Annotated in this window: 17 protein-coding genes; 6 read left to right on the forward strand and 11 right to left on the reverse strand. The window is 68.7% G+C overall.

The window, feature by feature from the left end:
- Position 1: 1 nt before the first annotated feature.
- From tal to AC1Q7O_RS01860, 6 genes are all read right to left on the reverse strand, one after another.
- Positions 2 to 949 carry a transaldolase gene (tal, locus tag AC1Q7O_RS01835; protein ID WP_492662088.1) on the reverse strand — a complete coding sequence of 316 codons (948 nt, stop codon included), beginning with the start codon at positions 947 to 949 and terminating at the stop codon, positions 2 to 4.
- 62 nt (positions 950 to 1,011) lie between these two features.
- On the reverse strand, positions 1,012 to 2,478 hold the full coding sequence (gene xylB / locus AC1Q7O_RS01840; RefSeq protein ID WP_492662089.1) for a xylulokinase: 1,467 nt from the start codon (positions 2,476 to 2,478) through the stop codon (positions 1,012 to 1,014).
- Between the two features lie 183 nt (positions 2,479 to 2,661).
- The gene (gene xylA / locus AC1Q7O_RS01845; RefSeq protein WP_492662090.1) at positions 2,662 to 3,978 is read right to left on the reverse strand and encodes a xylose isomerase; all 1,317 of its coding nucleotides are present in this window, start codon (positions 3,976 to 3,978) and stop codon (positions 2,662 to 2,664) included.
- Between the two features lie 50 nt (positions 3,979 to 4,028).
- A complete protein-coding gene (locus AC1Q7O_RS01850) occupies positions 4,029 to 5,579 on the reverse strand; it encodes an MFS transporter (RefSeq protein ID WP_492662091.1) in 1,551 nt (516 codons plus the stop codon).
- 51 nt (positions 5,580 to 5,630) lie between these two features.
- Positions 5,631 to 7,298: a glycoside hydrolase family 43 protein gene (locus tag AC1Q7O_RS01855; RefSeq protein WP_492662092.1), complete on the reverse strand. Its 1,668-nt coding sequence runs from the start codon at positions 7,296 to 7,298 to the stop codon at positions 5,631 to 5,633.
- A gap of 2 nt (positions 7,299 to 7,300) precedes the next feature.
- The gene (locus AC1Q7O_RS01860; protein ID WP_492662093.1) at positions 7,301 to 8,830 is read right to left on the reverse strand and encodes an MFS transporter; all 1,530 of its coding nucleotides are present in this window, start codon (positions 8,828 to 8,830) and stop codon (positions 7,301 to 7,303) included.
- Between the two features lie 236 nt (positions 8,831 to 9,066).
- Here AC1Q7O_RS01860 and AC1Q7O_RS01865 point away from each other — a divergent pair, with 236 nt between their 5' ends.
- The 5 genes from AC1Q7O_RS01865 (at position 9,067) to AC1Q7O_RS01885 (ending at position 15,351) form a co-directional block, all read left to right on the forward strand.
- On the forward strand, positions 9,067 to 11,202 hold the full coding sequence (locus tag AC1Q7O_RS01865) for an alpha-glucuronidase family glycosyl hydrolase (protein WP_492662094.1): 2,136 nt from the start codon (positions 9,067 to 9,069) through the stop codon (positions 11,200 to 11,202).
- Positions 11,203 to 11,293: 91 nt separating this feature from the next.
- Positions 11,294 to 12,397: a LacI family DNA-binding transcriptional regulator gene (locus tag AC1Q7O_RS01870; RefSeq protein ID WP_492662095.1), complete on the forward strand. Its 1,104-nt coding sequence runs from the start codon at positions 11,294 to 11,296 to the stop codon at positions 12,395 to 12,397.
- 97 nt (positions 12,398 to 12,494) lie between these two features.
- A complete protein-coding gene (locus tag AC1Q7O_RS01875) occupies positions 12,495 to 13,325 on the forward strand; it encodes an NAD-dependent epimerase/dehydratase family protein (RefSeq protein WP_492662096.1) in 831 nt (276 codons plus the stop codon).
- 2 nt (positions 13,326 to 13,327) lie between these two features.
- Positions 13,328 to 14,308, forward strand: coding sequence for an SMP-30/gluconolactonase/LRE family protein (locus AC1Q7O_RS01880; RefSeq protein ID WP_492662097.1), 981 nt, complete (start codon positions 13,328 to 13,330; stop codon positions 14,306 to 14,308).
- A complete protein-coding gene (locus AC1Q7O_RS01885) occupies positions 14,305 to 15,351 on the forward strand; it encodes an aldose epimerase family protein (protein ID WP_492662098.1) in 1,047 nt (348 codons plus the stop codon). Before AC1Q7O_RS01880 ends, AC1Q7O_RS01885 begins: the two co-directional genes overlap by 4 nt.
- Positions 15,352 to 15,481: 130 nt before the next feature.
- Here AC1Q7O_RS01885 and AC1Q7O_RS01890 read toward each other — a convergent pair whose 3' ends face one another.
- The 5 genes from AC1Q7O_RS01890 to AC1Q7O_RS01910 form a co-directional block, all read right to left on the reverse strand.
- Positions 15,482 to 15,865, reverse strand: coding sequence for a DUF5071 domain-containing protein (locus AC1Q7O_RS01890; RefSeq protein WP_492662099.1), 384 nt, complete (start codon positions 15,863 to 15,865; stop codon positions 15,482 to 15,484).
- 54 nt (positions 15,866 to 15,919) lie between these two features.
- Entirely contained in the window at positions 15,920 to 16,678 is a 759-nt protein-coding gene (locus tag AC1Q7O_RS01895) for a hypothetical protein (protein WP_492662100.1), read from the reverse strand.
- Between the two features lie 108 nt (positions 16,679 to 16,786).
- Entirely contained in the window at positions 16,787 to 17,281 is a 495-nt protein-coding gene (locus AC1Q7O_RS01900; protein ID WP_492662101.1) for a hypothetical protein, read from the reverse strand.
- Positions 17,282 to 17,617: 336 nt separating this feature from the next.
- Entirely contained in the window at positions 17,618 to 18,295 is a 678-nt protein-coding gene (locus AC1Q7O_RS01905; RefSeq protein WP_492662102.1) for a GntR family transcriptional regulator, read from the reverse strand.
- A gap of 178 nt (positions 18,296 to 18,473) precedes the next feature.
- Positions 18,474 to 19,658, reverse strand: a complete 1,185-nt coding sequence (locus AC1Q7O_RS01910) for a fumarylacetoacetate hydrolase family protein (protein ID WP_492662103.1) — start codon at positions 19,656 to 19,658, stop codon at positions 18,474 to 18,476.
- A gap of 230 nt (positions 19,659 to 19,888) precedes the next feature.
- Between AC1Q7O_RS01910 and AC1Q7O_RS01915 the strand changes: the two genes are divergently transcribed.
- Entirely contained in the window at positions 19,889 to 23,026 is a 3,138-nt protein-coding gene (locus tag AC1Q7O_RS01915; RefSeq protein WP_492662104.1) for a TonB-dependent receptor, read from the forward strand.
- The last annotated feature ends 148 nt before the right edge of the window (positions 23,027 to 23,174 follow it).

Genomic DNA, 23,174 nt, shown 5'->3' on the forward strand with positions numbered 1-23,174 from the left:
TTCAGGCTTGATGGGTGCGGATCAGCTGTTCCAGCGTCTCGGTGTCGGTGATGAACTGCTCGATGCCTTCGGTCAGCTTGTCGCGCGCCATCGCGTCGGCAGCGAGCGCGCCGTTGAACTCGGCCTCGGTCATCGCGGCCGGTGCGGGCTCGGTCGTGGCCGCCGGCATCAGGCGGCGCTCGACGGGCGTGTTCGCCTGCTGCAGCTCGGCCAGCAGCGCGGGGCTGATGGTCATCAGGTCGCAGCCGGCCAGCGCCAGGATCTGGCCGCTGTTGCGAAAGCTCGCGGCCATCACCTCAGTCCTGATGCCGTGGCGCTTGTAGTGGCGGTAGATCTCGACGACGGAGCGCACGCCGGGGTCGTTGGGGCCGGCCATCGCGGCCTCGTCCCAACTCTTGCCGGCCGTCTTCTTGAACCAGTCGTAGATGCGGCCCACGAACGGCGAGATCAGCTGCACGCCGGCATCGGCGCAGGCCCTGGCCTGGGCCAGGCAGAACAGCAGCGTCAGGTTGGTGCGGATGCCTTGCTGCTCCAGCTCGCGGGCGGCCTGGATGCCGGCCCAGGTGGACGCCAGCTTGATGAGCACGCGCTCGCGCGGCACGCCGGCGGCGGCGTAGAGGTCGATGAGGCGGCGTGCCGTCGCCACCGACGCGGCGGTGTCGTGCGACAGCCGCGGGTCGATCTCGGTGGACACGCGGCCCGGCACGACCTTCAGGATCTCGACGCCGAACGCGACGAGCAGGTGCTCGGCCACGGTGCTGGCGGCCGCGCCGGGGTGCGCGGCCACGGCCCGCTCCAGCAGCGTGCGGTAGCGCGGCTGCTGCACGGCCTTCAGCACGAGGGAGGGGTTGGTCGTCGCGTCCTGCGGCCGGAACTGGGCGAGCTGGTCGAAGTCGCCCGTGTCGGCGACGACGGTGGTGTGTTGGCGGAGGAGGTCGAGGCTGTTCATTTTTTCTGGCAAAGCGCGGCCCTGCCGCTTGACGCGGCATGGCCTCGAAGGGTGAAAACGGGTTAGCTGAACTCGCTGCGCAGCGCCGCGTAAAGGCGCTGGAAGCGTTCAAAGCGAGGTTGCAGTGCGGCAGCCAAGGCGGGGTCGGGTTCGGCGACGCGGGCCACGTTGGGCGTGCGGCAGACCTCGTCCACCGTGCCGCCCGTGGCCAGCCAGGCCAGGCGCGCGGCGCCCAAGGCGCCACCCGCCTCGGCGCCGACGCCGTTGACCAGGCGCACGTTCAGCAGCGAGGCGAGCAGCTTGGCCCACCATTCGCTGCGCGCACCGCCGCCCACCAGCCACAGCTGCTCGGCATGGCCGCCGCCGGCTTGCAGCGCCTGCCAGCCGTCTAGCAGCGCGAAGCCCACGCCTTCCAGCACGGCGTAGCCCATCTCGGCGGCGCCGTGTTCATGCGTGAGGCCGAAGAACACGCCTTGCGCGTTGGCGTTGTTGTGCGGCGTGCGTTCGCCGCTGAGGTAGGGTAGGAAGAGGGGCGCCTGCTGGCGCTGCGTGTCGGTCAGCGCGGCGGCTTTGGCGATCAGGTCGGCCTCGCCGCCGGGCATGCCCAGCATCAGCGTGGCCCAGCGCAGTGCGCTCGCGGCGCTGAGGATGACGCTCATCTGGTGCCAGGTGTCGGGCAGCGCATGGCAGAAGGCGTGCACCGCACGAGACGGGTTGGGGCTGAAGGCTGGATTGCACAGGAAGATGACGCCGGACGTGCCCAGCGACAGGAAGCCGTCGCCGGGCTTCACGACGCCCATGCCGACGGCGCTGGCGGCGTTGTCGCCGCCGCCACCGGCAACGGGGATGCCCGCGGGCAGGCCCCAGCGCGCGGACAGCTCGGCCTTCAGCGTCGCGCTGGCTTCGGAGCCTTCGACAAGGCGGGGCATATGGGATTCATTCAGGCCGGTCAGCTCTAGCGCGACAGGCGACCAGCAGCGCTGGGCCACGTCCAGCCACAGCGTGCCGGCGGCGTCGCTCATCTCGCTCACCGCTTCGCCGGTCAGCTGAAGGCGCAGCCAGTCCTTGGGCAGCAGCACCTTGGCCACGCGGGCGAACAGATCGGGCTCGTGCTGGCGCATCCAGGCCAGCTTCGGTGCCGTGAAGCCCGGCATCGCGAGGTTGCCGGTGATGGCCGGCAGCTCGGGGCAGGCCGCCATCATCTGCTCGCACTGCGGGCCGCTGCGGCCGTCGTTCCACAGGATGGCCGGGCGCAGCACGGTGTTGTCGCCGTCCAGCGTCACGGCGCCGTGCATCTGGCCCGACAGGCCGATGCCGCGCACCTGCGCGAGCGCGGCGCCATGGTCGGCTTGGAGTCTGGCCATGCCGGCATCTAGCGCGGCCCACCAGTCGGCGGGGTTCTGCTCACTCCACAGCGGCTGAGGCCGCTGCACGGTGAGCGCCACGCCGGTGGTGGCGACGATGGTGTGCTGCTCGTCGAGCAGCAGCAGCTTGATCTCGGAAGTGCCGAGGTCGATGCCAAGAAACATGGTGATTCAGGTCTGGTTGGTGGTGGCCGTGGTGCCTTCGCGGGCCGAGCGCCGGGCCGCTCCCAAGCCGGCCCGTCTGGCGATGTGCTTGCGGCTCAATGCCGCAAGCATCGCCGTCCCCTCGGGGGACCGATCAGGCTCGCCCGCGTTCAGCAGGCGAGCCTGAGCGAGGGGCCAACAGTTTTAGACGAAGTTGTTGACGATGTTCTCGAGACGCTCTTGACGGCCCGAACGCGGCTGGGGCGAGATGCCTTGGGCGTGAACCAGCGAAGCCAGATCGTCCAGCGAAGCGCCGCCGGTGATCTTCTTGCCCAGGTCGCCTTCCCAACCGGCATAGCGGTCGGCCACGGCCTTCTCCAGCTGGCCGCTCTCGAACAGCGCGGCGGCGGCCAGGAAGGCGCGGGCCATCGTGTCCATGCCGCCGATGTGACCTTCGAGCTGGTCGATCGGGTCGATGGACTGGCGGCGCACCTTGGCGTCGAAGTTGGTGCCGCCGGTGGTGTAGCCGCCCGCGCGGATCATCTCCAGCATGGCCGGCACGAGCTGCACGTGGTTGTTGGGGAACTGGTCGGTGTCCCAGCCCAGCTGCTCGTCACCGCGGTTGGCGTCCAGAGACCCGAAGATGCCCAGTGCGCAGGCGGTGGCCACTTCGTGCTCGAAGCTGTGGCCGGCGAGCGTCGCGTGGTTGACCTCGATGTTGACCTTGACCTCGTTCTCCAGGCCGTAGGTCTTCAGGAAGCCGTAGACCGTGGCGCTGTCGTAGTCGTACTGGTGCTTGGTGGGTTCCTGCGGCTTGGGCTCGATGAGGATGGTGCCCTTGAAGCCGATCTTGTGCTTGTGCTCGACGACCGAGGTCAGGAAGCGGCCGTAGTTGGCCAGCTCGCGCTTGAGGTCGGTGTTGAGCAGCGTCTCGTAGCCTTCGCGGCCACCCCACAGCACGTAGTTCTGGCCGCCCAGGCGGTTCGTCCACTCCAGCACGTGCTTCACCTGCGCGGCGGCGTAGGCGTAGACGGCGGGGTCAGGGTTGGTGGCGGCACCGCTCATGAAGCGGCCGTTGGAGAACAGGTTGGCCGTGCCCCACAGCAGGCCGACCTTGCCGTCCTGCATCTTCTTGGCAGCGGCTTCCAGCAGGCCGTCGAGGATGCGGTTGGACTCGGCCAGCGTCGCGCCCTCGGGGGCCACGTCGCGGTCGTGGAAGCACCAGTAGGGCAGGCCCAGCTTGCCGAAGAAGTCGAACGCGGCGTCCAGCTTCATGTAGGCAGCCTTGACCGGGTCGGCCTCGTTGAACCACTCGCGCTGGAACACGGTGTTGCCCAGGCCGAAGACGTCCTCGCCCTTCCAGCAGAAGTTGTGCCAGTAGCAGACGGCGGGGCGCAGGTGCTCGGCCAGCGTCTTGCCCAGCACGACGCGCTTGGCGTCGTACCAGCGGTAGGCCAGCGGGTTGGTGGACGAGGGGCCTTCGTACTGAACGACGGGGAGATCGGAATAGGCGGTGCTCATGGCGAGGTCCTTGACTGCGGGAAAGGTGATGGGGGAGGGGTTGTGGGGGTTCAGGCGGTGGCCGGCACGGTGCCCTGGCGCGGCTCGGCATCGTCGGCGCCGACGCCAGCCTGGCGGCGACGCTGGGCAAGTTCATCGGCCATCTGGAGCGTGGTCTGCTTGTTGAGCTTGTTGACCAGCAGGCACAGCGTGCAGGCGGCGAAGCAGGCGCCGACGCCGAAGCTCGACATCACGCGGTAGCCCTCGATGGCACCGGCGGTCGAGGGGTGCTGCGTGTCGTAGCCGAAGAAGCCGGCCAGGCACCACAGGAACACGGCCGAGCCGAGCGCCAGGCCCGACTTCAGCGAGAACCCGATGGTGGCGAACACCATGCCGGTGAAGCGCCGGCCGGTCTGCCATTCGGAGTAGTCGGCCGCGTCGGCATACATGGCCCACATGACGGCGATGGTCGGTGCGTAGAACACGGCGCCGAGGATGTGCAGGCCCAGCATGAGCCACACCGCGTCGGGCGGCAGCAGGTAGAGCGCAAAGGCGGCCAGCGTCGACAGCGCGAAGCCGGCGGTCGCGACGGCGCGCTTGCCGTACTTCGCCGACATGCCGGCGGACAGCATGATGACGACCAGCGTCGTGCCGAAGCCGGCCATGTTGATGATGCTGTTGAACACGTCCGCCACGTTGGACTGGGCCAGGCTGTCGCGCGTGCCGTGCACGATGTAGCCCAGGGTGTCGGCCAGGCTGCCGGTGCCGTTCGGGTCGGGCGTGGTGAGCCCGAAGGCCGACACGAAGTCGAACATCGCGGCCTTGTCGACGTAGTGGTGGTAATAGTTGAAGTGGGCACCGCCCCGCAGCGTCAGCATGCCGAAGTTGAAGACGGTGTAGGCCACCAGCGCGATCCACGGGCCGTTCTTCAGCAGGTCGGCGAAGTCCTCGCGCGGCGAGGACTGCGTCTCGACGATGGGCTTGATGCGCTCCTTGGTCGTGACGAAGGTGATGAGGAACAGCACCAGGCACAGCGCGGCCCAGATCGTCATCGTGACCTGCCAGCCGTGGGCGCGGTCATGGCCTTGCGCGAACTTGGCCACCAGCGGCAGCGTGAAGCCGCCGACGATGAACTGCGCCACGTTGACCGACACGAAGCGGTAGGAGTTGAGCTTGGTGCGCTCGTTGAGGTCACCCGTCATCACGCCGCCCAGCGCCGAGTAGGGCATGTTGTTCATCGAGTACAGCGTCATCAGCAGCGTGTTGGTGATGCCGGCATACGCGATGACCATGCCCGTGCTCCAGCCCCAGCTGGGGTCTGGCGTCGTGTAGGCGGCGATCATGACGACGCACCAGGGAATGGTCGTCCACAGCACCCAGGGTCGGAACTTGCCCCAGCGGGTGTTCGTGCGGTCGGCCAGCACGCCCATGACGGGGTCGAAGATGGCGTCCCACAGCCGCGGCCACAGCAGGATGGCCGCGGCCGTGTTGGCCGACAGGCCGAACACGTCCGTGTAGAAGTTCAGCTGGAACAGCACCATCGTCATGAAGACGAAGTTGGCCGCGGCGTCGCCGCAGCTGTATCCGGCCTTCTCGATGAAGGACAAGGGCTGGGTTTTCATGTGTCTCCTCTGGTTCTCTGAGGTGTCGCCCTTTGAAGGGTCTGTCTTGAATCAGGCCTTGGCTTCGTAGCTGAGGTAATCGAAGTCTGCCGTGGTGCGCGTGCCGGCCAGGTCCTGGCAGGCGATGCCGACGAAGTTGCCGGTGAAGCCGAAGTTGTTGGCGAAGCCGTTGATGAAGCGCGTTGCGAACTCGTCGCTCAGCATGGCCGTGTCCAGCGCCGGGCCGAGGGGCTGCCACGCGGCACCGCCCTGGCGGAACGAGAACTGGTAGGTGTCGTGGCTGAACTCGACGGCCAGGTCCACCGGGCCGTCGGCGAGCGGCACGGGCGCGGCGGGGCCGTTGATGGCGCCATCGCGGTTGACGGTCAGGTAGACGACACGGGCGTTGCTGTCCGGGTCGCGCGTGACGTGCAGGTAGGCGTGGTTGCGCGTGTTGTAGTACGCCACGAGGCCGGCCATCTGGTGGAAGCTGCCGGGCTCGAACTCCACGCGCGTCTCGATGCGGCAGTTGAAGTGCTGCTGGCGGCGCGCGACGAGGCTCTGGTCGAACAGGCTCATCAGCGACTCACGGCCCGTCAGGCGCAGGTGGCCGGGGCGGGCGGTGAGGGACGCCCAGCTCTCGTCGAACGGCTTGCGCAGTGAGTTCAGGTGGCCGTTGAACACCGGCGTGTCGAAGTCGTCGCGCGTGGCTTCGGCCGGGAAGGGATGGGCCGGCAGGTTGGGCAGCTCGACGTTGACGCTCGGTTGTTGACCGTTGCCGCCGACGATCTCGGGCCAGTCGTCATCGCGCCACTGGATGCGCTGCAGCGCCGTCTCGCGGCCCAGCGGGCAGTGCAGGCCGGCGTAGCCGTCCTCGGGTTGGTTGTTGGCGGCGTTGGGGCCGGTCCACTCCAGCGGGCGGCCGCACAGGTGGGCCATGAACCATTCGCCGTTGGCGGTCTCGACGAGGCTGGCGTGGCCGCTGCGCTGCAGCCCGTCGGTCTTCTTCTGCCAGGCGGTCAGCAGCGGGTTGCCGGGCAGCGTCTCGTAGGGACCGTCCAGCTGGCGCGAGCGGGCCAGCGTCACGGCGTGCTCGTAGAAGGTGCCGCCTTCGGCCGTCAGCAGGTAGTACCAGCCGTTGCGCTTGTAGACGTGGGGGCCTTCGACGACGCCCAGGTCGGTGCCGGCGTAGATGTTCTTGATCGGGCCGACGAGCTTCTTCGCCTCGTGGTCGTACTCCTGCAGCAGGATGCCGTTGAAGTGGTTCTTGCCCGGCCAGTGCGTCCACTGCTGGTTGACCAGCCAGTGGCGGACGCCACCGTTTTCATCAACGTCATGGAACAGGCTGGGGTCGAAGCCCGAGCTGTTCAGGTAGATGGGCTCGCTCCACGGGCCGTCGATGCTGGGCGCCGTGATGAGGTAGTTGTGCGTGTCCTTGAACGCGCCGATGGTGGAGCGCACGTCGGTGTAGATCAGCCAGAACTGGCCGCCCGAGTACGTCAGGCAGGGCGCCCAGACGCCGGCGGAGTCGGGGTGGCCGGTCAGGTCCAGCTGGCTGGTGCGCGTGCAGGCATAGCTGTGGTGGCGCCAGTTGACGAGGTCACGCGAGTGATGGATGCGCACGCCCGGCCACCACTCAAACGTGGAGGTGGCGATGTAGTAGTCATCGCCGTCCGTGCCCGGCACGCGGCAGATGGAGGGGTCGGCATGGAAGCCCGGCAGGATGGGGTTGGTGATCATCTTCAGGAGGTCAGAGGAAGCAGGGCTGCCGGCGGGCGGTGCGACCGGCCGGCGTGGAGGAGCAGGGCGCCGATGACGACAAGGCCACCGGCAGCGGTCAGCGCCTGGGCGGCGCCGGAGAACTTGGCCGCGGCGACGCAGGCGTCCCAGTGCGACGTGATGAGCCACACCAGCGCCGCGCCCGCCAGCGCGACGAGGCTGCCGGCCGTCAGCAGTGGGCGGTGGGCACGCGACAGGTCCATGCCGGCGTCCACATCCACGCGCTCGAAGCGGCCGCGGAACCACAGCCAGAAGATGGCCAGGCTCGTCAGGTGCATGACGCCGGCGTAGACGAAGGCCCATTGCTGCGTGCCGGTCCACTGCACGGTCAGCGCCGTCAGCAGCGCAATGAACATGCCGCCGATGCCGCCCGCCGTGGCGCCCAGGCCGATGACGGCGCCGGAGACCTTGGTGGGGAACAGGTCGGTCGCCGACGTCAGCAGGTTGGCCGACCACGCCTGGTGGCAGGCCGTGGCCAGCGCGATCAGCGCCACGCAGGCGGCAAAGCTGTCGGCCCAGTAGGCCGCGATGCTGCCCGGCATGCAGGCGGCGAAGACGCCCATCGTCACCATGCGCGCCTTGCCGACAGGCCAGCCGCGCTGTGTGAGGTGGCCCGACAGCCAGCCGCCGAAGATGGAGCCCACGCTGGAGCCCAGGTAGATGAGGGCCACGAGGCCGGCGCTCTTCAGCGGGTTCTGGCCGCGCTCGCGTTCCAGGTACGACGGCAGCCAGAACAGGAAGAACCACCAGACCGGGTCGGTCAGCATCTTGCCCAGCAGGAAGGGCCAGATCTCGCGGTAGCGCAGCAGCGCCGTCCACGGCAGGCGCACGGCCTCGGTGGCGGGCGGCTGGCCGGCGCGGATGTAGGCGAGTTCCGCGGCCGACACGCGGGCGTGCTGCTCCGGCGCGTTGAAGCCGCGCTGCCAGAACACCAGCCACGCCAGCCCCGCCGCGCCGATGGCAACGAACGCCGACTGCCAGCCGAAGTTCAGCGCCAGCCACACGGTGACGGGCGACGCGATGATGCCCAGTGCCGTGCCCGAGTTGAACAGGCCCGTGGCCAGCGCGCGCTCCTGCTGCGGGAACCACATCGCCACGGCCTTGATGGCCGCGGGGAAGTGCGCCGCCTCGGCCATGCCCAGCAGGAAGCGCACGACCACCAGGCCCAGCACCGTGGCCACCAGCCCGTGCGCGGCGGACGCCAGCGACCACAGGATCAGCGCCACCGCCAGGCTGCGCTTGACGCCGAAGCGGTCGATGGCCGAGCCGATCAGCGGCGGGAAGGCGGCGTAGGCCGCGGTGAACGCGAAGGTGATCCAGCCGTAGTCCGCGTCGGTCAGCGCCAGGCCGCCGGCTTCCAGCGGCTGCTGCAGGCTGGTCTTCAGCACCGACAGCGCGTTGCGGTCGATGTAGTTGATCGTCGTCGCCGCGAACAGCAGCCCGCAGATCCACCAGCGCTGGCGGCCCACGGCCGCGTCGGCACCCGCCGCCATCACGCCGCCCGCCCGGCGGGCTTGGTAGCGCTAGCGATGTCCCGGGTAAACCCCTGTCGCTGCGGCGACATCGAGGCTGGTCGGGAGGCGGATGGTTTCAAGGCGTTGTCTCCGTGGGAAAGACCGCTGCACTACGTGTTTGTGGCGGCTTGCGGGTTGCAAATGTAGCGCTACCATTTGCTTTCGCGCAAGCCGGGATTTCGCGCAAACCAGCACGGCACGCCCTTGGAGACAGGATGACGACGTTTTTTCGAACACTGGGCCTGGCCCTGCTGATGGCCCTGCTGCCCGCCTGGGCGGCCGCCGAGGATGGCTACGAGCTGTGGCTGCGCTACCGGCCGCTGGGCGGTGCCGCGCAGGCGCAGCTGCAGGCCGGCGCGCGCAGCCTGGTGCTGGCCACGCCGGCCACGCCCACGGTGGATGCCGCCGTGGCCGAGCTGCGGCGCGGCGTGGCGGGGCTGGCCGGGCGGGCGCCGGCGCTGTCGCCACGCGCCGTGCCGGGCGCGCTGGTGCTGGCGACGCGCGCGCAGGCGCCGGCCGGCCTGGACGTGCCCTGGGACGAGCTGGGTGACGAGGGCTACGCGCTGCGCCGCCAGACGCTGCAGGGCGCCGACGTGACCGTCATCGCCGCCAACACCGAGCGCGGCCTGCTGTACGGCGCCTTCGCGTGGCTGCGCGCGGCGCAGACCGGTGCCGACATGCGCCGGCTGGACCAGCGCGCCGCGCCCAAGGTGGCCCTGCGGCTGCTGAACCACTGGGACAACCTGGACCGCCATGTCGAGCGTGGCTATGCCGGCGCATCGCTGTGGGACTGGTGGAAGCTGCCCGACATCCTGGACCCGCGCTACGTGGACTACGCCCGCGCGAATGCGTCGTTGGGGATCAACGGCACGGTGCTGAACAACGTCAACGCCAAGGCCGATTCGCTGACGGCGCCCTACCTCGCGAAGGCGGCAGCGCTGGCCGGCGTCTTCAGGCCCTACGGCATCAAGGTCTACCTGTCGGCGCGCTTCTCGGCGCCGGTGGAGCTGGGCGGGCTGAAGACGGCCGACCCGCTGGACCCGGCCGTGCGCGCCTGGTGGCGGGCCAAGGCCGACGAGATCTACCGCGCGATTCCCGACTTCGGCGGCTTCCTCGTCAAGGCCAACTCCGAGGGCCAGCCCGGCCCGCAGGACTACGGCAGAAACCACGCCGACGGCGCCAACATGCTGGCCGAGGCGCTCCAGCCCCACGGCGGCGTCGTGCTGTGGCGCGCCTTCGTCTACTCGCCCGACGCGACCGACCGTGCCGCCCAGGCCTACGCCGAGTTCCAGCCGTTGGACGGCAAGTTCGCGCCCAACGTCATCGTGCAGGTGAAGAACGGCGCCATCGACTTCCAGCCGCGCGAGCCCTTCCATCCGCTGTTCGGCGCGATGCCGAAGACACCACTGGCGCTGGAGCTGCAGATCACGAAGGAGTACCTGGGTTTCTCGACGCACCTCGTGTACCTGGGCTCGCTGTTCGAGGAGGTGCTGAAGGCTGACACCGGCCATGGCGGGACGGTGGCCCGCGTCGTCGACGGCCGCCTGAACAAGCACCCGCTGACGGCCATCGCCGGCGTCGCCAACATCGGCACGGACCGCAACTGGAGCGGCTCGCAGTTCGACCAGGCCAACTGGTACGCCTTCGGCCGCCTGGCCTGGGACCCTGACGCGAGCGCCGCCCAGGTCGCGCGCGACTGGGTGGCGCAGACTTTCACGCGCCGCCCCGCCGCGCGGGACGCCATCGTCGAGCTGATGCTGGCCTCGCGCGAGGCCGTCGTCGACTACATGACGCCGCTGGGCCTGCACCACCTGATGGACACCGGGCACCACTACGGGCCCGGCCCCTGGGTCAACAACCTGGAGCGCGCCGACTGGAACCCGACCTACTTCCACAAGGCCGGCCGCGATGGCATCGGCTTCGATCGCACGGCCACCGGCAGCAATGCCGTGGCCCAGTACGCGCCCGCCATCGCCCGCCAGTGGGCCGACCCGCGCACCACGCCGCCCGAGCTGCTGCTGTGGTTCCACCACCTGCCGTGGGACCACGCCATGCCGTCGGGCCGCACGCTGTGGGCCGAGCTGATCTGGCGCTATGACCGCGGCGTCGCGACGGTGGGCGACATGGGCCGGCGCTGGGCCACGCTCAAGGCCGACGTCGACCCGCAGCGCCATGCCGAGGTCACCGCCTACCTGGCCGTGCAGGCCCGCGAGGCGCGCTGGTGGCGCGATGCTTGCATCGCCTATTTCCAGTCCGTGTCAGGCCTGCCGCTGCCGGCCGGCGTGGCGCCACCGGAGCAGGACCTGGCGGCCTACAAAGCCTTGCGCTTCGGTTTCGCGCCCGGGCGTTGAGCAGCGCCACCATGGGCATGGTAGAGAATCACAGCTCCGGCCGCGCACTGCTCGCGCGGCGGCCAAGAACAACGACGATTCGAGGTGCAGATTGAAGCCAAACGCACGCCAGGGGCGCAGCACCAAGGTGGCGACCATCGCCGATGTGGCCAGCCTCGCCGGCGTGTCGCCCATGACCGTGTCGCGCGTCGTCAACGGGGAGCTGAACGTGCGCCCCGGCACGCGCGAGAAGGTGCAGGCGGCCATCGCGCAGCTGAACTACGTGCCCAACCAGGCGGCCCGTCGCCTCGCCGGCTCGGAGCCCATCCGCATCGGCATGCTCTACATCGACCCGACGGCCGGCTACCTCAACGAGTTCCTCATCGGCCTGCTGAACAAGGCCAGCCTGCGCCACGTGCAGCTCATCGTGCAGCGCTGCGACGCGGCGCGTGACGGCGAGGAGGCGCCGGTGGCCGAGATGATCGCCAACGGCATCGATGGCCTCATCCTGCCGCCGCCGTTCTGCGACTCGCAGCCGCTGCTCAAGCTGGTGGCCGAGACCGACACGCCCGCCGTCGTCGTCTCTGCCGGCCAGCCGCCCGCGGACGTCTGCGCCGTCGGCATCGACGACTTCCAGGCCGCCTACGAGATGACGCGCCACCTGCTGAACCTGGGCCACCACCGCCTGGGCTTCATCATCGGCGACCCCTACCAGAGCAGCAGCTCGCGCCGCCTCGCGGGCTTCCACGCGGCGATGCGCGACGCCGGCCTCAACATCGAGGAGGAAGAGGTCGTCGCTCAGGGCATGTTCACCTACCGCTCCGGGCTGGACGCGGCCGAGGGGCTGCTGTCCCAGGAGCGCCGGCCGACGGCCATCTTCGCCAGCAACGACGACATGGCCGCCGCCACCGTCGCCATCGCCCACCGGCTGGGCCTGGACGTGCCCAGCGACCTGACCGTCGTCGGCTTCGACGACGCCCCGCTGGCCACGACGATCTGGCCCGAACTCACCACCGTGCGCCAGCCCATCATGGAAATGGCCGGCGCCGCGGTGGACCTGCTGGTGCGCCACATCAAGGCGCGCCGCTCCGGCGAGTCTCTGCCCTGCGAGCATGAGCTCATGGACTTCGAACTGGTCCGACGCCAGTCCGACGCGGCCCCGCGGCTGCGCCCCCCGCTGCTGCGCGAAACCCCTCGCCCCGTCGCGCCTCGCTGACCGCGGGCGCGCCCGGCCTGGGAGCCCATCGCCCCAGGCGGCCCGGCTTGGGGCGGCCCGGCACCCGGCCCGCAACACCCAACACGTGAATGTCAACATGGAAGAACTGACCGGACTGCGCTTCAGGCGCCTTCTGCTGACCGGCGCTGCCGGCGCGCTGGGCCGCATGCTGCGCCCGCGCATGAAGCGCTACTGCGAGACGCTGCGTGTCTCCGACCTCGCGGCGATGGACCCGGCCGGCGACGGCGAGGAAGTCGTCGTCGCGCCGCTGGAGGACGAGGCGGCGATGTACGAGCTGCTGAAAGACGTGGACGCCGTGCTGCACTTCGGCGGCGTGTCCATCGAGAAGCCCTTCAGCACCGTGCTGCCGGCCAACATCGTCGGCGCGTACAACCTTTACGAGGCGGCGCGCCGGCGGGGGACGAAGCGCATCGTCTTCGCCAGCTCCAACCACGTGACCGGCTTCTACGGCCAGGACGAGACCATCAAAGCCCATGTCGTGCCGCGGCCCGACACCTTCTATGGCTTGTCCAAGGCCTTCGGCGAGAACCTCGCGCAGTTCTACTACGACCGCCACGGCCTGGAGACCGTCACCATCCGCATCGGCTCCTGCCTGCCCGAGCCGGTGGACCGCCGCCAGCTGTCCAGCTGGATCAGCCACGACGACATGGAGCGCCTGCTCGTCAGCGCGCTGACGGCGCCCATCGTCGGCCACAGCATCGTCTACGGCGCCAGCGACAACCGCACCACGTGGTGGGACAACTCGCAGGGCAAGCACGTCGGCTACCGGCCCCAGGACAGCTCCGAGCCCTGGCGCGCCGCCATCGAGGCGAAGCAGGGGCCGGTGGACCCGACCCGGCCCGAGGTGAAGTACCAGGGCGGCGGCTTCGTCGTGCTGGGGCCGTTCCCGTTTGCGGGGCAGGCCTGAGCATGAGCGGCCACGAGCGCGGCCCGCGCATCCCCTTCCAGCCCGCGTCGCGCCTGCCCGATGCGGCCTTCGAGATCCTCGCGCCCGAGGGCCGCGAGCTGCGGCTGTTCTCGGCCTGCGTGGAGCAGCTGGCCACCGGCCTGCAGTGGGCCGAGGGCCCGGTGTGGTTCGGCGACGGCCGCTACCTGCTGGTGTCGGACATCCCCAATGACCGCATCCTGCGCTGGGACGACTGCAGCGAACAGGTCAGCGTGTTCCGCCAGCCCAGCGGCAATGCCAACGGCCACGCACGCGACGCGCAGGGCCGGCTCGTCAGCTGCGAGCACCTGGGCCGGCGCATCACGCGCACTGAAGTCGACGGCCGCGTCACCGTGCTGGCCGACCGCTTCGACGGCAAGCCGCTGAACTCGCCCAACGACATCACCTGCGCGCCGGATGGCGCGATCTGGTTCACCGACCCCGAGTTCGGCATCTCCGGCGACTGGGAAGGCGCGCCCGCGCCGCGCGAGCAGCCGCACGGCGTCTACCGCATCGACCCGGCCACCGGCGAACTGCAGCGCGTCATCGACGACCTCGCCGGCCCCAACGGCCTGGCCTTCACGCCCGAGGGCCGGCTGCTGGTGGTGGAGAGCCGCGCGCAGCCGCACCGGCTGATCTGGACCTACGCCGTCAACGGCGCGACGGTCAGCGACAAGCGCCTGCTCATCGACGCCCAAGGCCCCGGCGCCTTCGATGGCATCGCGCTGGACACCCAGGGCCGCATCTGGTGCGGCTTCGGCGGTGGAGGCCAGCCGGGCGTGGACCCGGCGGGGCTGGACGGCGTGCGCGTCTACGCCGCCGACGGCCAGCCGCTGGCCCACATCCACCTGCCCGAGCGCTGCGCCAACCTGTGCTTCGGCGGCGCCAAGGGCAACCGGCTGTTCATGGCCAGCAGCCACTCCCTCTATGCCCTCTACGTCAACGCCCGCGGGCTGGTCCGATGAACGCTGAACCCCACGTGACCGTGCGCGACTACGGCCGCCTGCCCGACGGCCGCACCGTCCACGAATACCGCCTCGACAACGGCCGCGGCCTCGTGCTGACGGCGCTGGACTGGGGCGGCATCGTCACGGGCCTGTGGCTGCCCGGCGGGGCCGACAGCGTCGTGCTGGGCCTGGCCGACCTGGGCGCCTACCTGGCCGGCGCCGGCTCGCACCTGGGCGTCATCGCCGGCCGCTACGCCAACCGCATCGCCGGCGCCAGCTTCGAGCTGGACGGCGTGCGCCACCGCCTCGCCGCCAACGACGGCGCCAACTGCCTGCACGGCGGCCCGGCCGGCTTCGGCGCCTCGCTGTGGCAGGGCACGCCGCAGCCGGTGGGCGGCGACGGCAGCATCAGCCTGCTGCTGGAGCGCGTGAGCCCGCACGGCGAGATGGGCTTCCCCGGCACGATGCATGTCGCCGTGCGCTACACGCTGAGCGCGGACATGAGCTGGCGCGTGGACTACGAGGCGACGACCGACTTGCCCACCGTCGTCAACCTCACCTCGCACGCCTACTTCAACCTCGGCGGTGCCGAGTCCGGTGCGGCGCTGGGCCATCGCCTGACGCTGCACGCCAGCCGCTACACGGTGCCCGGCGCGAACGGCATCCCGCTGCGGCACGCGGCCGTGGCCGGCACGCCGTTCGACCTCCGCCGCGAGCGCGCCATCGGCACCGACGTGGGCTATGACCACAACTGGCTGCTGGATCACCCGCTGGACGGCGCACTGCACCCGGCCGCGCGCCTCACCGACCCGGCGTCGGGCCGCTGGATGGACATCGCCACGACCGAGCCGGCGATCCAGTTCTACGCCGGCACGTGGATGGACGGCTCACTCACCAGCCCGGGCGGCCGTCGCTACACACGCGGCGCGGGCGTCTGCCTGGAAACCCAGCACAACCCGGATTCGCCGAACCGCCCTGTGAGTGCCGACTGGCCCAGCACCGTGCTGCGGCCGGGCGAGGTGTTCAGGTCGGCGACGGTGCATCGGTTCGGGGGCTGGTAGGCAGATCGGGGTACGGCTGATCTGCAGCGATTCCGTTGTCTAGCTTCCCCGAGCTCGGAAGCTGCTGCTCAACGTTCGCGCTCAGCGGGCGGCGTAGCCGTCCGCTGCAGCAAAGGGTTATGCGACCGCCTCACGACTGCTCCAGTGCTGCCAGTGCAACAGTTGCGACCGCTTCCGCACTCTCCGACGGCGACGGATGAAATGCGATGCGCTCTAGCTCCGGCAGAAGCACGGCGCTCAGTTCGGGCGATTGAATCACCACCGTTTCGATGAGGTGGTATTTCCAAGCTCCGTCCTCACCCGCGAGAACTTGACGAACGTATGGCGCGAGCGGCGCACCAACGCTCGCTAGGACCGGAGCGAGTACTCGTGCAACAGGCCAGTTGGGATCTTGAACCCATTCCAAGAGCTGCCCTGCAACCGGTTCGAGGGCCGGCCAGCCTGCATTCGCGGCAGCACCCGCCGCAGCGAGATCGAACTTGTCGCGTGGCACGACTTCGAGTTCAGGACGCATAACGTGCAAGTCCAGCGGACGGCGAAGCCGTCCGCTGGAGCGAAAGGTTGAACATCATTCACGCGGAAAATTCTTGTGCCAGCCTGGTTTGGATGGCATGGCCTTGACGAAGTAGTCAATGACTGACTTGGCGAGCCGATGTGGCGCAGGTGCCAAGACTATTGCCTTCCAAACCGTCTCAACATCCGGTCCCGACGACTTTCTGTCGTTCGACTTCATGTGGACGATCCGGTCGCGAATACCCTTCAGTTGCTGGTACTCCTGCCAGCAGCGAGATCCCTTTGGACTGGCGCATGCGAACACCTCGGGAAGTACGGATGCGAGCTTCTCGTCAAGCGGAACAAAGCGCTCGATGTCTTCCTTCGCCGTCACCTCAAGGATCGTTTGACTACGACGCTGGCGAGCGTAGACATATTCTTCTGGGATCACCTCGTTCACGAATGCTTCCACCGCAGTGAAGGCGAGTACGGTGGCGGAAAGCATGTGTTCCAGGTAATCGAACACCATTGCATCAGCGCCGAATGACACCTCGTTGTGGAGCGACTTATCGAATCCAGACGCGTCGCGGAGTGCTTTTGCCGCTGAGAAAGACTTGGCCGCAGAACTGAGGAATAGAGCCGTCGCGTTAGGCAGCGGGATTGTTATGGTTTTCTTCTTGGTGAGTCGCAGGACCGCTGAGACAGTCAGCCTGCTTCCCTTTAGTGCCACTTGCCCTGTCCACGGCGACTTCCAGTCCTCGGCAAGGCGCGCAACCGCATGCAGGCGCCAGTCGTCTTCCTCCGGCGGCGGCACGGACTCCGTTGACGGATTCATGATGTTCAACGTTGAAGCTGAGCTGCGAGCAGCGGCTGGGCACGCAAGGCCCAGAATGAAATGAGGGCCTGAAGTGACCAGCCGTTGCGAGTCGGCTCCAGCGAGGGGTTAGCCCTCTGGTTGAAGACGAAAGAGGCGCCGCCAAGAGAACTGATTTGCATAGGTCTCCGCCGGAATGCCAACGAGGGCAGGGCCAGATAGAGTCGAGCCTTCAAGCGAAGCTCCTGCATTAAGCGCGTTGTTGACGGACGCAACCATTGAACTGCGCAAAGCAATGCTGCTGAATAGGTTACGAGGGCCTGAGTGGTAGATCTCCGCGCCGAGTTGAAGTGCTTCACCAAATATTGGCTCCGTCTTAAACTCAAAACTTACCCACTTCCCATCTGAGGCCTTCGCGCTGAAAGATGTCGGCAGGTTGAACTTGCCAATGTGTGAAACAAGAATGATGCCAAAGGCTTCCGGAATCCAATCGATGAGTCGCCTGGCAACCATACTGTCTTGAACGAGCGCGGCAACACGTACCTCTACCTCGCCATCCGTGATCCCCTCGGCTCCAAGAATGGCGATGACTTGACGTATCGTTTCGACGGGAACAGGGAGCATGAGGGCTAACTATTGGTTTATCCAGCAGCTCGTGCTGCAGAACTCCGCCGACTGCTGCTTAACCAATCTCGCATGAAGCGCTGTAAGGCGTTGTTGGGCATGAGAAATTCTTCCGGCGGACAACGTGTGGACGGTCATTAAATTGATGTGGAAAGCGGCTTGAGTCGGCGCGACTCTGCCAGCCGCCGGAAGTTGGCGCAACGGAGGAATCCGCGTCGGAGCTGCTGGCCGCCGCAAACCCGACCCCTGCGGGTGACCGCACGTGGCCGAAAGCCGGCAGCCGGGCCGGCTGGGCTACGGAGCGTTCCCAGCCTGACACCGCCACCGCTGCGCCCGTCAAAGAATGAGGTACTCCGGATACCTCTGCTGAATCTCCTCCACCGACGCCAGCGTGCCCGACAGGTGCTCCCGCACCGCTTGCTGCGCCGCGTCGACATCGCCCGCCTCGATGGCGGCCAGGATGGCCTGGTGGCCGTCCATGATGGAGGCGGTCTTGCCGGTGAACGGCGAGTGCAGCAGCCGCAGCCGGTCGACGTGGCCCGACATCTTCACGACCACTGCCCACAGCCGCGGCAGGCCGGCGGCCGCGTACATCTGGCGGTGGAACTCCTTGTCGGCCGAGATGAAGCCGGTGAAGTCCTTGCGCTCGGCGAACTCGGCCTGCAGTGACAGCTGCGCGCGCAGGCCGGCGATGACGGCCGCGTCCGGGGCCTGCGCCAGCTGGCGCGCGATCTCGATTTCCACCGAGCGGCGCAGGTAGTGCGCCTCGCGCGCGGCCGGCACGTCGATGCGGCTGACCTGCGTCGTGTACTGCGCGCGGATGACGACGAGCCCTTCCTCGCTGAGCCGCATCAGCGCGTCGCGCACGGGCGTCTGGCTGACGCCGAACTGCTGGGCCAGCTCGGCGCGGTCCAGCGCCAGGCCCGGCGCGAGTTCCAGCGAAACGATGGCGGCCCGCAGGGACTCGACGACCTGCGGGGCGGCGTGGCGGGTGGGGTCCAGCGTGAAGTTCATCTTGGATGGGTTCGGGTGCTCCGGGTGGCACGCTAATGCATCAGTGCCGGATGGCCCAGGTGGGAATCACGCGGTCGGCCCGCCGGCCGGCGGTGGACCGCAAAAAAACGGCGGCTCCGCACGGGGCGGGCCGCCGCAAGAGACGGGACGCCCACCAGCCCGGGCGTCCGACCAGAGATCAGTTCGGTGCGCGGCCTCCGCGCAGGTGCCGCAGCAGCGCGCCGATGCCGTAGGTCCACGGCGGGATGGCGTCGCTGCGCTGCACGGTGTTGACGAGGGTCCCCAGCGCGGGGCTGGCGATGGTGACGATGTCGCCCAGCCGGTGCGTGAAGCCGGCGCCGGGCGCGCCGCGGTCCTGGATGGGCGAGAACATCGTGCCCAGGAACAGCAGGAAGCCGTCGGGGTACTGGTGGTGCGGGCCGCAGGCGTGGCGCACCAGTTCCAGCGGGTCGCGGCTGATCTGCTGCATGTGGCTCTCGCCTTCCAGCAGGAAACCGTCGTCGGCGCCCTCGATACGCAGGCTCACGGTGGCGGCGCGCACGGTGTCGAGCGTGAAGCCGTCGTCGAACAGCCGGATGAACGGGCCGATGGCGCAGGAGCCGTTGTTGTCCTTGGCCTTGCCCAGCAGCAGCGCGCTGCGGCCCTCGATGTCGCGCAGGTTGACGTCGTTGCCCAGCGTCGCGCCGACGACTTCGGCGCGGCCGTTGACGGCCAGCACGACCTCGGGCTCCGGGTTGTTCCACTGCGAGTCGGGGTGCAGGCCCACGGCGTCGCCGAAGCCCACGGCCGACATGGGCTGCGCTTTCGTGAAGACCTCGGCATCCGGCCCCAGCCCCACCTCCAGGTAGGGCGACCACGCGCCGCGTGCGGTGAACTCGGCCTTGAGGCGCTGCGCGGCGGCCGAGCCGGGGCGGATGCTGGACAGGTCGGTGCCCAGCGTGGCGACCAGCGACTGGCGCAGCTCGTGGGCGCGTGCGGCGCTGCCGCCGGCCTGCGCTTCGATGACGCGTTCCAGCAGGCTGACCGCGAACGTCACGCCGCAGGCCTTGATGGCCTGCAGGTCGCACGGCGCCAGCAGCCGGGGCAGGGCGGGGTCGGGCGCGGCGGCGAGCGCGTTGGCCAGCACCGCCTGCACGGGTGCCAGCACCGGGCCCGGCGCCTCGCGGGCGAGCGCCACCCGGTCGGCACGGTCCAGCAGTTCCGACAGCGTGGCGGCGTGGGCGGACAGGTCCACCAGCGCGCCATCGCGCACGGCCACCAGCGCGGGGCCGCCCACGTCCGGGCGCCACGCGCGGCCCACCAGCGTCGCGTGGGCCGCGTCGGCCGGCAGGCCCGTGGGCAGGGAAGTGTTGTTGTCCAGCATCGTCGGGAGGGGGCTCGGTTGCGTGGGATTGTGAGCGCTACCTGTCATCCTGCCAAGTGCGGCGTTCCAGGCCCATGACTGACCGCATCCGGCACTAATACATTAGTACACACCCTTGTTGACCTCGGTGATTCGCCCACGTAAATTGAAAATGTGCGCGCTAACATTTTGATAGCTGCGAAGTTGAATGACCCGCTTTGCAGGGTCGTAGAACCACTGAGGAGACATTGATGAGCACAACGAATCTGCGTACCCACCGGCGTGCGCGTTCCAGCCAGCTGGCCCTGGGCACGACGCTGCTGGCCGGCCTGATCGCGCAGGCCTATGCGCAGACGCCGCCGCCGGCCGACCAGCAGAAGCTGGACACCGTGGTCGTCACCGGCATCCGCGCGTCGCTGGAGAGCGCGGCCAACGCGAAGAAGAACTCGGTGGGCTTCATCGATGCCATTACCGCCGAGGACATGGGCAAGTTCCCGGACAGCAACGTCGCCGAGTCCATCTCGCGCATCCCGGGCGTCACGCTGACGCGTGAAATCACCGGCGAGGGCCTGCAGATCCAGATCCGCGGCCTGGGCACCAACTTCACCCGCGTGCTGCTGAACGGCGCGCCGGTGGCGTCGGCTTCCACCGGCCGGGTGGACTCGGGCAGCGCCAACCGCGAAGTCGACATGGACTTCCTGCCGGGCGAACTGTTCAGCCGCGTCACCGTCGTCAAGAGCCCCACGGCCTCGATGCTGGAAGGCGGCGCCGCCGGCATCGTCGACATGCGCAGCGCCCGCCCGTTCGACAAGAAGGGCCTGCGCACCGCCTTCACGCTGACCGGCACGAAGAACCAGCAGGCCGAGAAGTGGGGCAACCGCGGCTCGGCGCTGGTCAGCAACACCTGGGACAACACCTTCGGCGTGCTGGCCGGCGTGGCCTGGTCCACCAACAAGGTCAAGACCACCGGCTTCGAGTCCATCGGCTGGACCAACGCCAACCTGCTGGCCTCGCAGAGCAGCAGCGCCACGCGCAACAACACCGGCGGCGGCAACTGGACCATCCCCGGCGCCGTGCCGTCCAACGCGGGCAACGGCCTGACGGCGGGCGACACCATCAACGAGGCCTTCCTGCTGGCCAAGAACCCGGGCCTGACGATCACGCAGATCGACAACGCCATCATTCCGCGCCTGGGCCGCGCGATGGTGGCCGAGGGCAACCGCGACCGCCAGAACGCCATCCTGTCGCTGGAAGCGCGCCCCAACAGCTCGGCGCAGTTTTTCCTGGACATGATCTATGGCCACAAGAAGAACGAGTTCGAGCGCTCCGACATCAACTGGGTGGGCCGCAACGGCTCGGCCATCCCCATCAACATGAAGGTGGATGGCGACTGCGCCAACGGCTGCGTCGTCACCAAGGGCACGTTCGCGAACTCGCAGTACTTCCTGGAGTACCGCCCGTACACCGAAGACACCAAGTTCAACAGCATCAACCCCGGCATGAAGCTGCGCTTCAGCGACAGCGTCAGCCTGGACGTGCAGGCCAACGTGACGCGCAGCGACTTCCATCGCCAGTCGCCCACCGTGTTGCTGCAGACGGTGCTGGGCTCGGGCATCACGACCGAGTACGACAACAGCAGCGGCGTGCCGCAGTTGAAGGCCACCAACACGCTGACCGGCGCCACCGACATCCTGAACACGCCCGGCGCGTTCGGCTGGAACGGCGGCCGCGTCAACGTGCAGGAGGAGAAGCGCAAGGTGCGCACGTCCGGCCTGCGCGCGGCGTTCGACATCGACGCCGACATCGTCGACATCAAGGTGGGCGGCGCGTACGACAACGTGTCGCGCCGCATCGACTCGCTGAACAACGACAACTACTGGTCCAACATCGTCTGCGGCCGCAACCTCAACGTGTTCCTGCCCGGTCCCAACACGACCAACAAGAACGGTTGCAACGGCACCGGCGCCGCCGGCTCGGCCGCCGCCGACTACCCCGGCTACGGCACCGGCTACACGGCCGGCGCAACGACGCCGCTGCAGTACCTCGGCTCGGCCATCCCCAACGCGGCCGTGCCGGGCTATCTGTCGGCCAACTCGCGCGGCTTTGTCGCGCTGGACTGGGCCCGCTTCGCCAAGGATGCCAACTACGCCGCTGCGCATGACACCGCCGTGCCCGGCACCGGCGGCACCAACACCGGCGTGAACCCCGGCTACTTCCAGGAGAAGGTCACGTCGCTGTTCGCCGAGGTGAACGGCGAGACACCGCTGCTGGGCAACAACCTGCGCTACAACGCCGGCGCCCGCTACGCGACGACGACGCAGACCTTCGCATCGCTCAGCGCTCCGGCCGACCCGCGCAACGCCGCGCTGAACCTGGCCGACGGCGGCCGCTACCCGACGCCTGTCGTCGAGAGCCTGACGACGACGACCTACGGCAACTTCCTGCCGTCCGGCAGCCTGGCCTACAACCTGCGCCCGGACCTGCTGGCCCGCGCGTCCATGTCCAAGACCATCACGCGCGCCGACCCCACGTCGCTGCGCGCGCTGACGGCCAGCTTCACCGACCCGTCGGCCCAGAACGGCACGCTGACCAACCCCGACCTCAAGCCCTATCAGTCCAAGAACACCGACCTGGGCCTGGAGTGGTACACCGGCCGTGAAGGCTACGTCGCGCTGGCCTGGTTCAAGAAGAGCATCACGGGCTTCACCGCGACGAAGACGTTCAACGTGCCGTTCAGCACCCTGAACCAGTACGGCATCAACTGGACCAACGGCCTGACCCGCGACCAGCGCACCAACCTCTACAAGAGCGCGGGCCTGGCCGTGCCGGCCGATCTGGACGCGCTGCCGTCGGCCGCCGACCTGGCCAAGATCAACGACAACCCGATCGTGCTGTCGCAGGTGCAGAACACGGCGGACGCGCTGAACATCAAGGGCCTGGAGCTGACCGTGCAGCAGCCGCTGGAGATCCTGACGTCCTACCTGAAGGGCTTCGGCGTCAGCGCCAACTACACCAAGGTCAAGCAGTCGGGCGCCAACGTGGCCATCGGCGTCCCGCCGTACACGTACAACCTGGCGGCGTACTACGAAGGCCGGTTCGGCGGTTTCCGCGTGACGAAGAACTTCACCAAGGGCACGCAGTCCAGCGGCACAGGCCAGAACGGCATCACCGCCGCGGCCTTCTACGGGCTGGACTACGCCCAGGTGGACTTCACGTCCCGCGTGAACCTCGGCGAGATCATCGGCTGGAAGAAGGACCTGCAGGCCACGTTCGACGTGTTCAACGTGACCCGCAGCAGCCAGCGCACGAACTTCCAGTTCGCCAACGCGCCGTACGCCATCTACGAGCCGGGCCGGACGTACCAGATCGGGTTGCGCGCGAGCTTCTGAGGCCCCTCGTCTGGCCCCGCCGCTGAACGCGGGGCGGCCTGGCGGGACCGCACTGCGGCCAGTGGCCGCAGTGCTTCGGCAGGCGCAGGGCGCCCACTGGGCGCCCTGTGTCCGGCCTCAGCCCCCGAGGGGACGGCGATGCAAGCGG

Source organism: Roseateles sp. GW823-FHT07B05, from assembly GCF_058794515.1.

Excerpts from the sequence above, each read along its gene's own strand:
- AC1Q7O_RS01880 (WP_492662097.1), top strand. The coding sequence starts at position 13,328 with ATGAGCGGCCACGAGCGCGGCCCGCGCATCCCCTTCCAGCCCGCGTCG.
- xylB (WP_492662089.1), bottom strand. The coding sequence starts at position 2,478 with ATGTTTCTTGGCATCGACCTCGGCACTTCCGAGATCAAGCTGCTGCTG.
- xylA (WP_492662090.1), bottom strand. The coding sequence starts at position 3,978 with ATGAGCACCGCCTATTCCGATCTCCCCGTCGTTCAGTACGAAGGCCCC.
- AC1Q7O_RS01850 (WP_492662091.1), bottom strand. The coding sequence starts at position 5,579 with ATGAAAACCCAGCCCTTGTCCTTCATCGAGAAGGCCGGATACAGCTGC.
- AC1Q7O_RS01875 (WP_492662096.1), top strand. The coding sequence starts at position 12,495 with ATGGAAGAACTGACCGGACTGCGCTTCAGGCGCCTTCTGCTGACCGGC.
- AC1Q7O_RS01915 (WP_492662104.1), top strand. The coding sequence starts at position 19,889 with ATGAGCACAACGAATCTGCGTACCCACCGGCGTGCGCGTTCCAGCCAG.
- AC1Q7O_RS01890 (WP_492662099.1), bottom strand. The coding sequence starts at position 15,865 with ATGCGTCCTGAACTCGAAGTCGTGCCACGCGACAAGTTCGATCTCGCT.
- AC1Q7O_RS01910 (WP_492662103.1), bottom strand. The coding sequence starts at position 19,658 with ATGCTGGACAACAACACTTCCCTGCCCACGGGCCTGCCGGCCGACGCG.
- AC1Q7O_RS01855 (WP_492662092.1), bottom strand. The coding sequence starts at position 7,298 with ATGATCACCAACCCCATCCTGCCGGGCTTCCATGCCGACCCCTCCATC.
- AC1Q7O_RS01905 (WP_492662102.1), bottom strand. The coding sequence starts at position 18,295 with ATGAACTTCACGCTGGACCCCACCCGCCACGCCGCCCCGCAGGTCGTC.
- AC1Q7O_RS01885 (WP_492662098.1), top strand. The coding sequence starts at position 14,305 with ATGAACGCTGAACCCCACGTGACCGTGCGCGACTACGGCCGCCTGCCC.
- tal (WP_492662088.1), bottom strand. The coding sequence starts at position 949 with ATGAACAGCCTCGACCTCCTCCGCCAACACACCACCGTCGTCGCCGAC.
- AC1Q7O_RS01895 (WP_492662100.1), bottom strand. The coding sequence starts at position 16,678 with ATGAATCCGTCAACGGAGTCCGTGCCGCCGCCGGAGGAAGACGACTGG.
- AC1Q7O_RS01860 (WP_492662093.1), bottom strand. The coding sequence starts at position 8,830 with ATGGCGGCGGGTGCCGACGCGGCCGTGGGCCGCCAGCGCTGGTGGATC.
- AC1Q7O_RS01900 (WP_492662101.1), bottom strand. The coding sequence starts at position 17,281 with ATGCTCCCTGTTCCCGTCGAAACGATACGTCAAGTCATCGCCATTCTT.
- AC1Q7O_RS01865 (WP_492662094.1), top strand. The coding sequence starts at position 9,067 with ATGACGACGTTTTTTCGAACACTGGGCCTGGCCCTGCTGATGGCCCTG.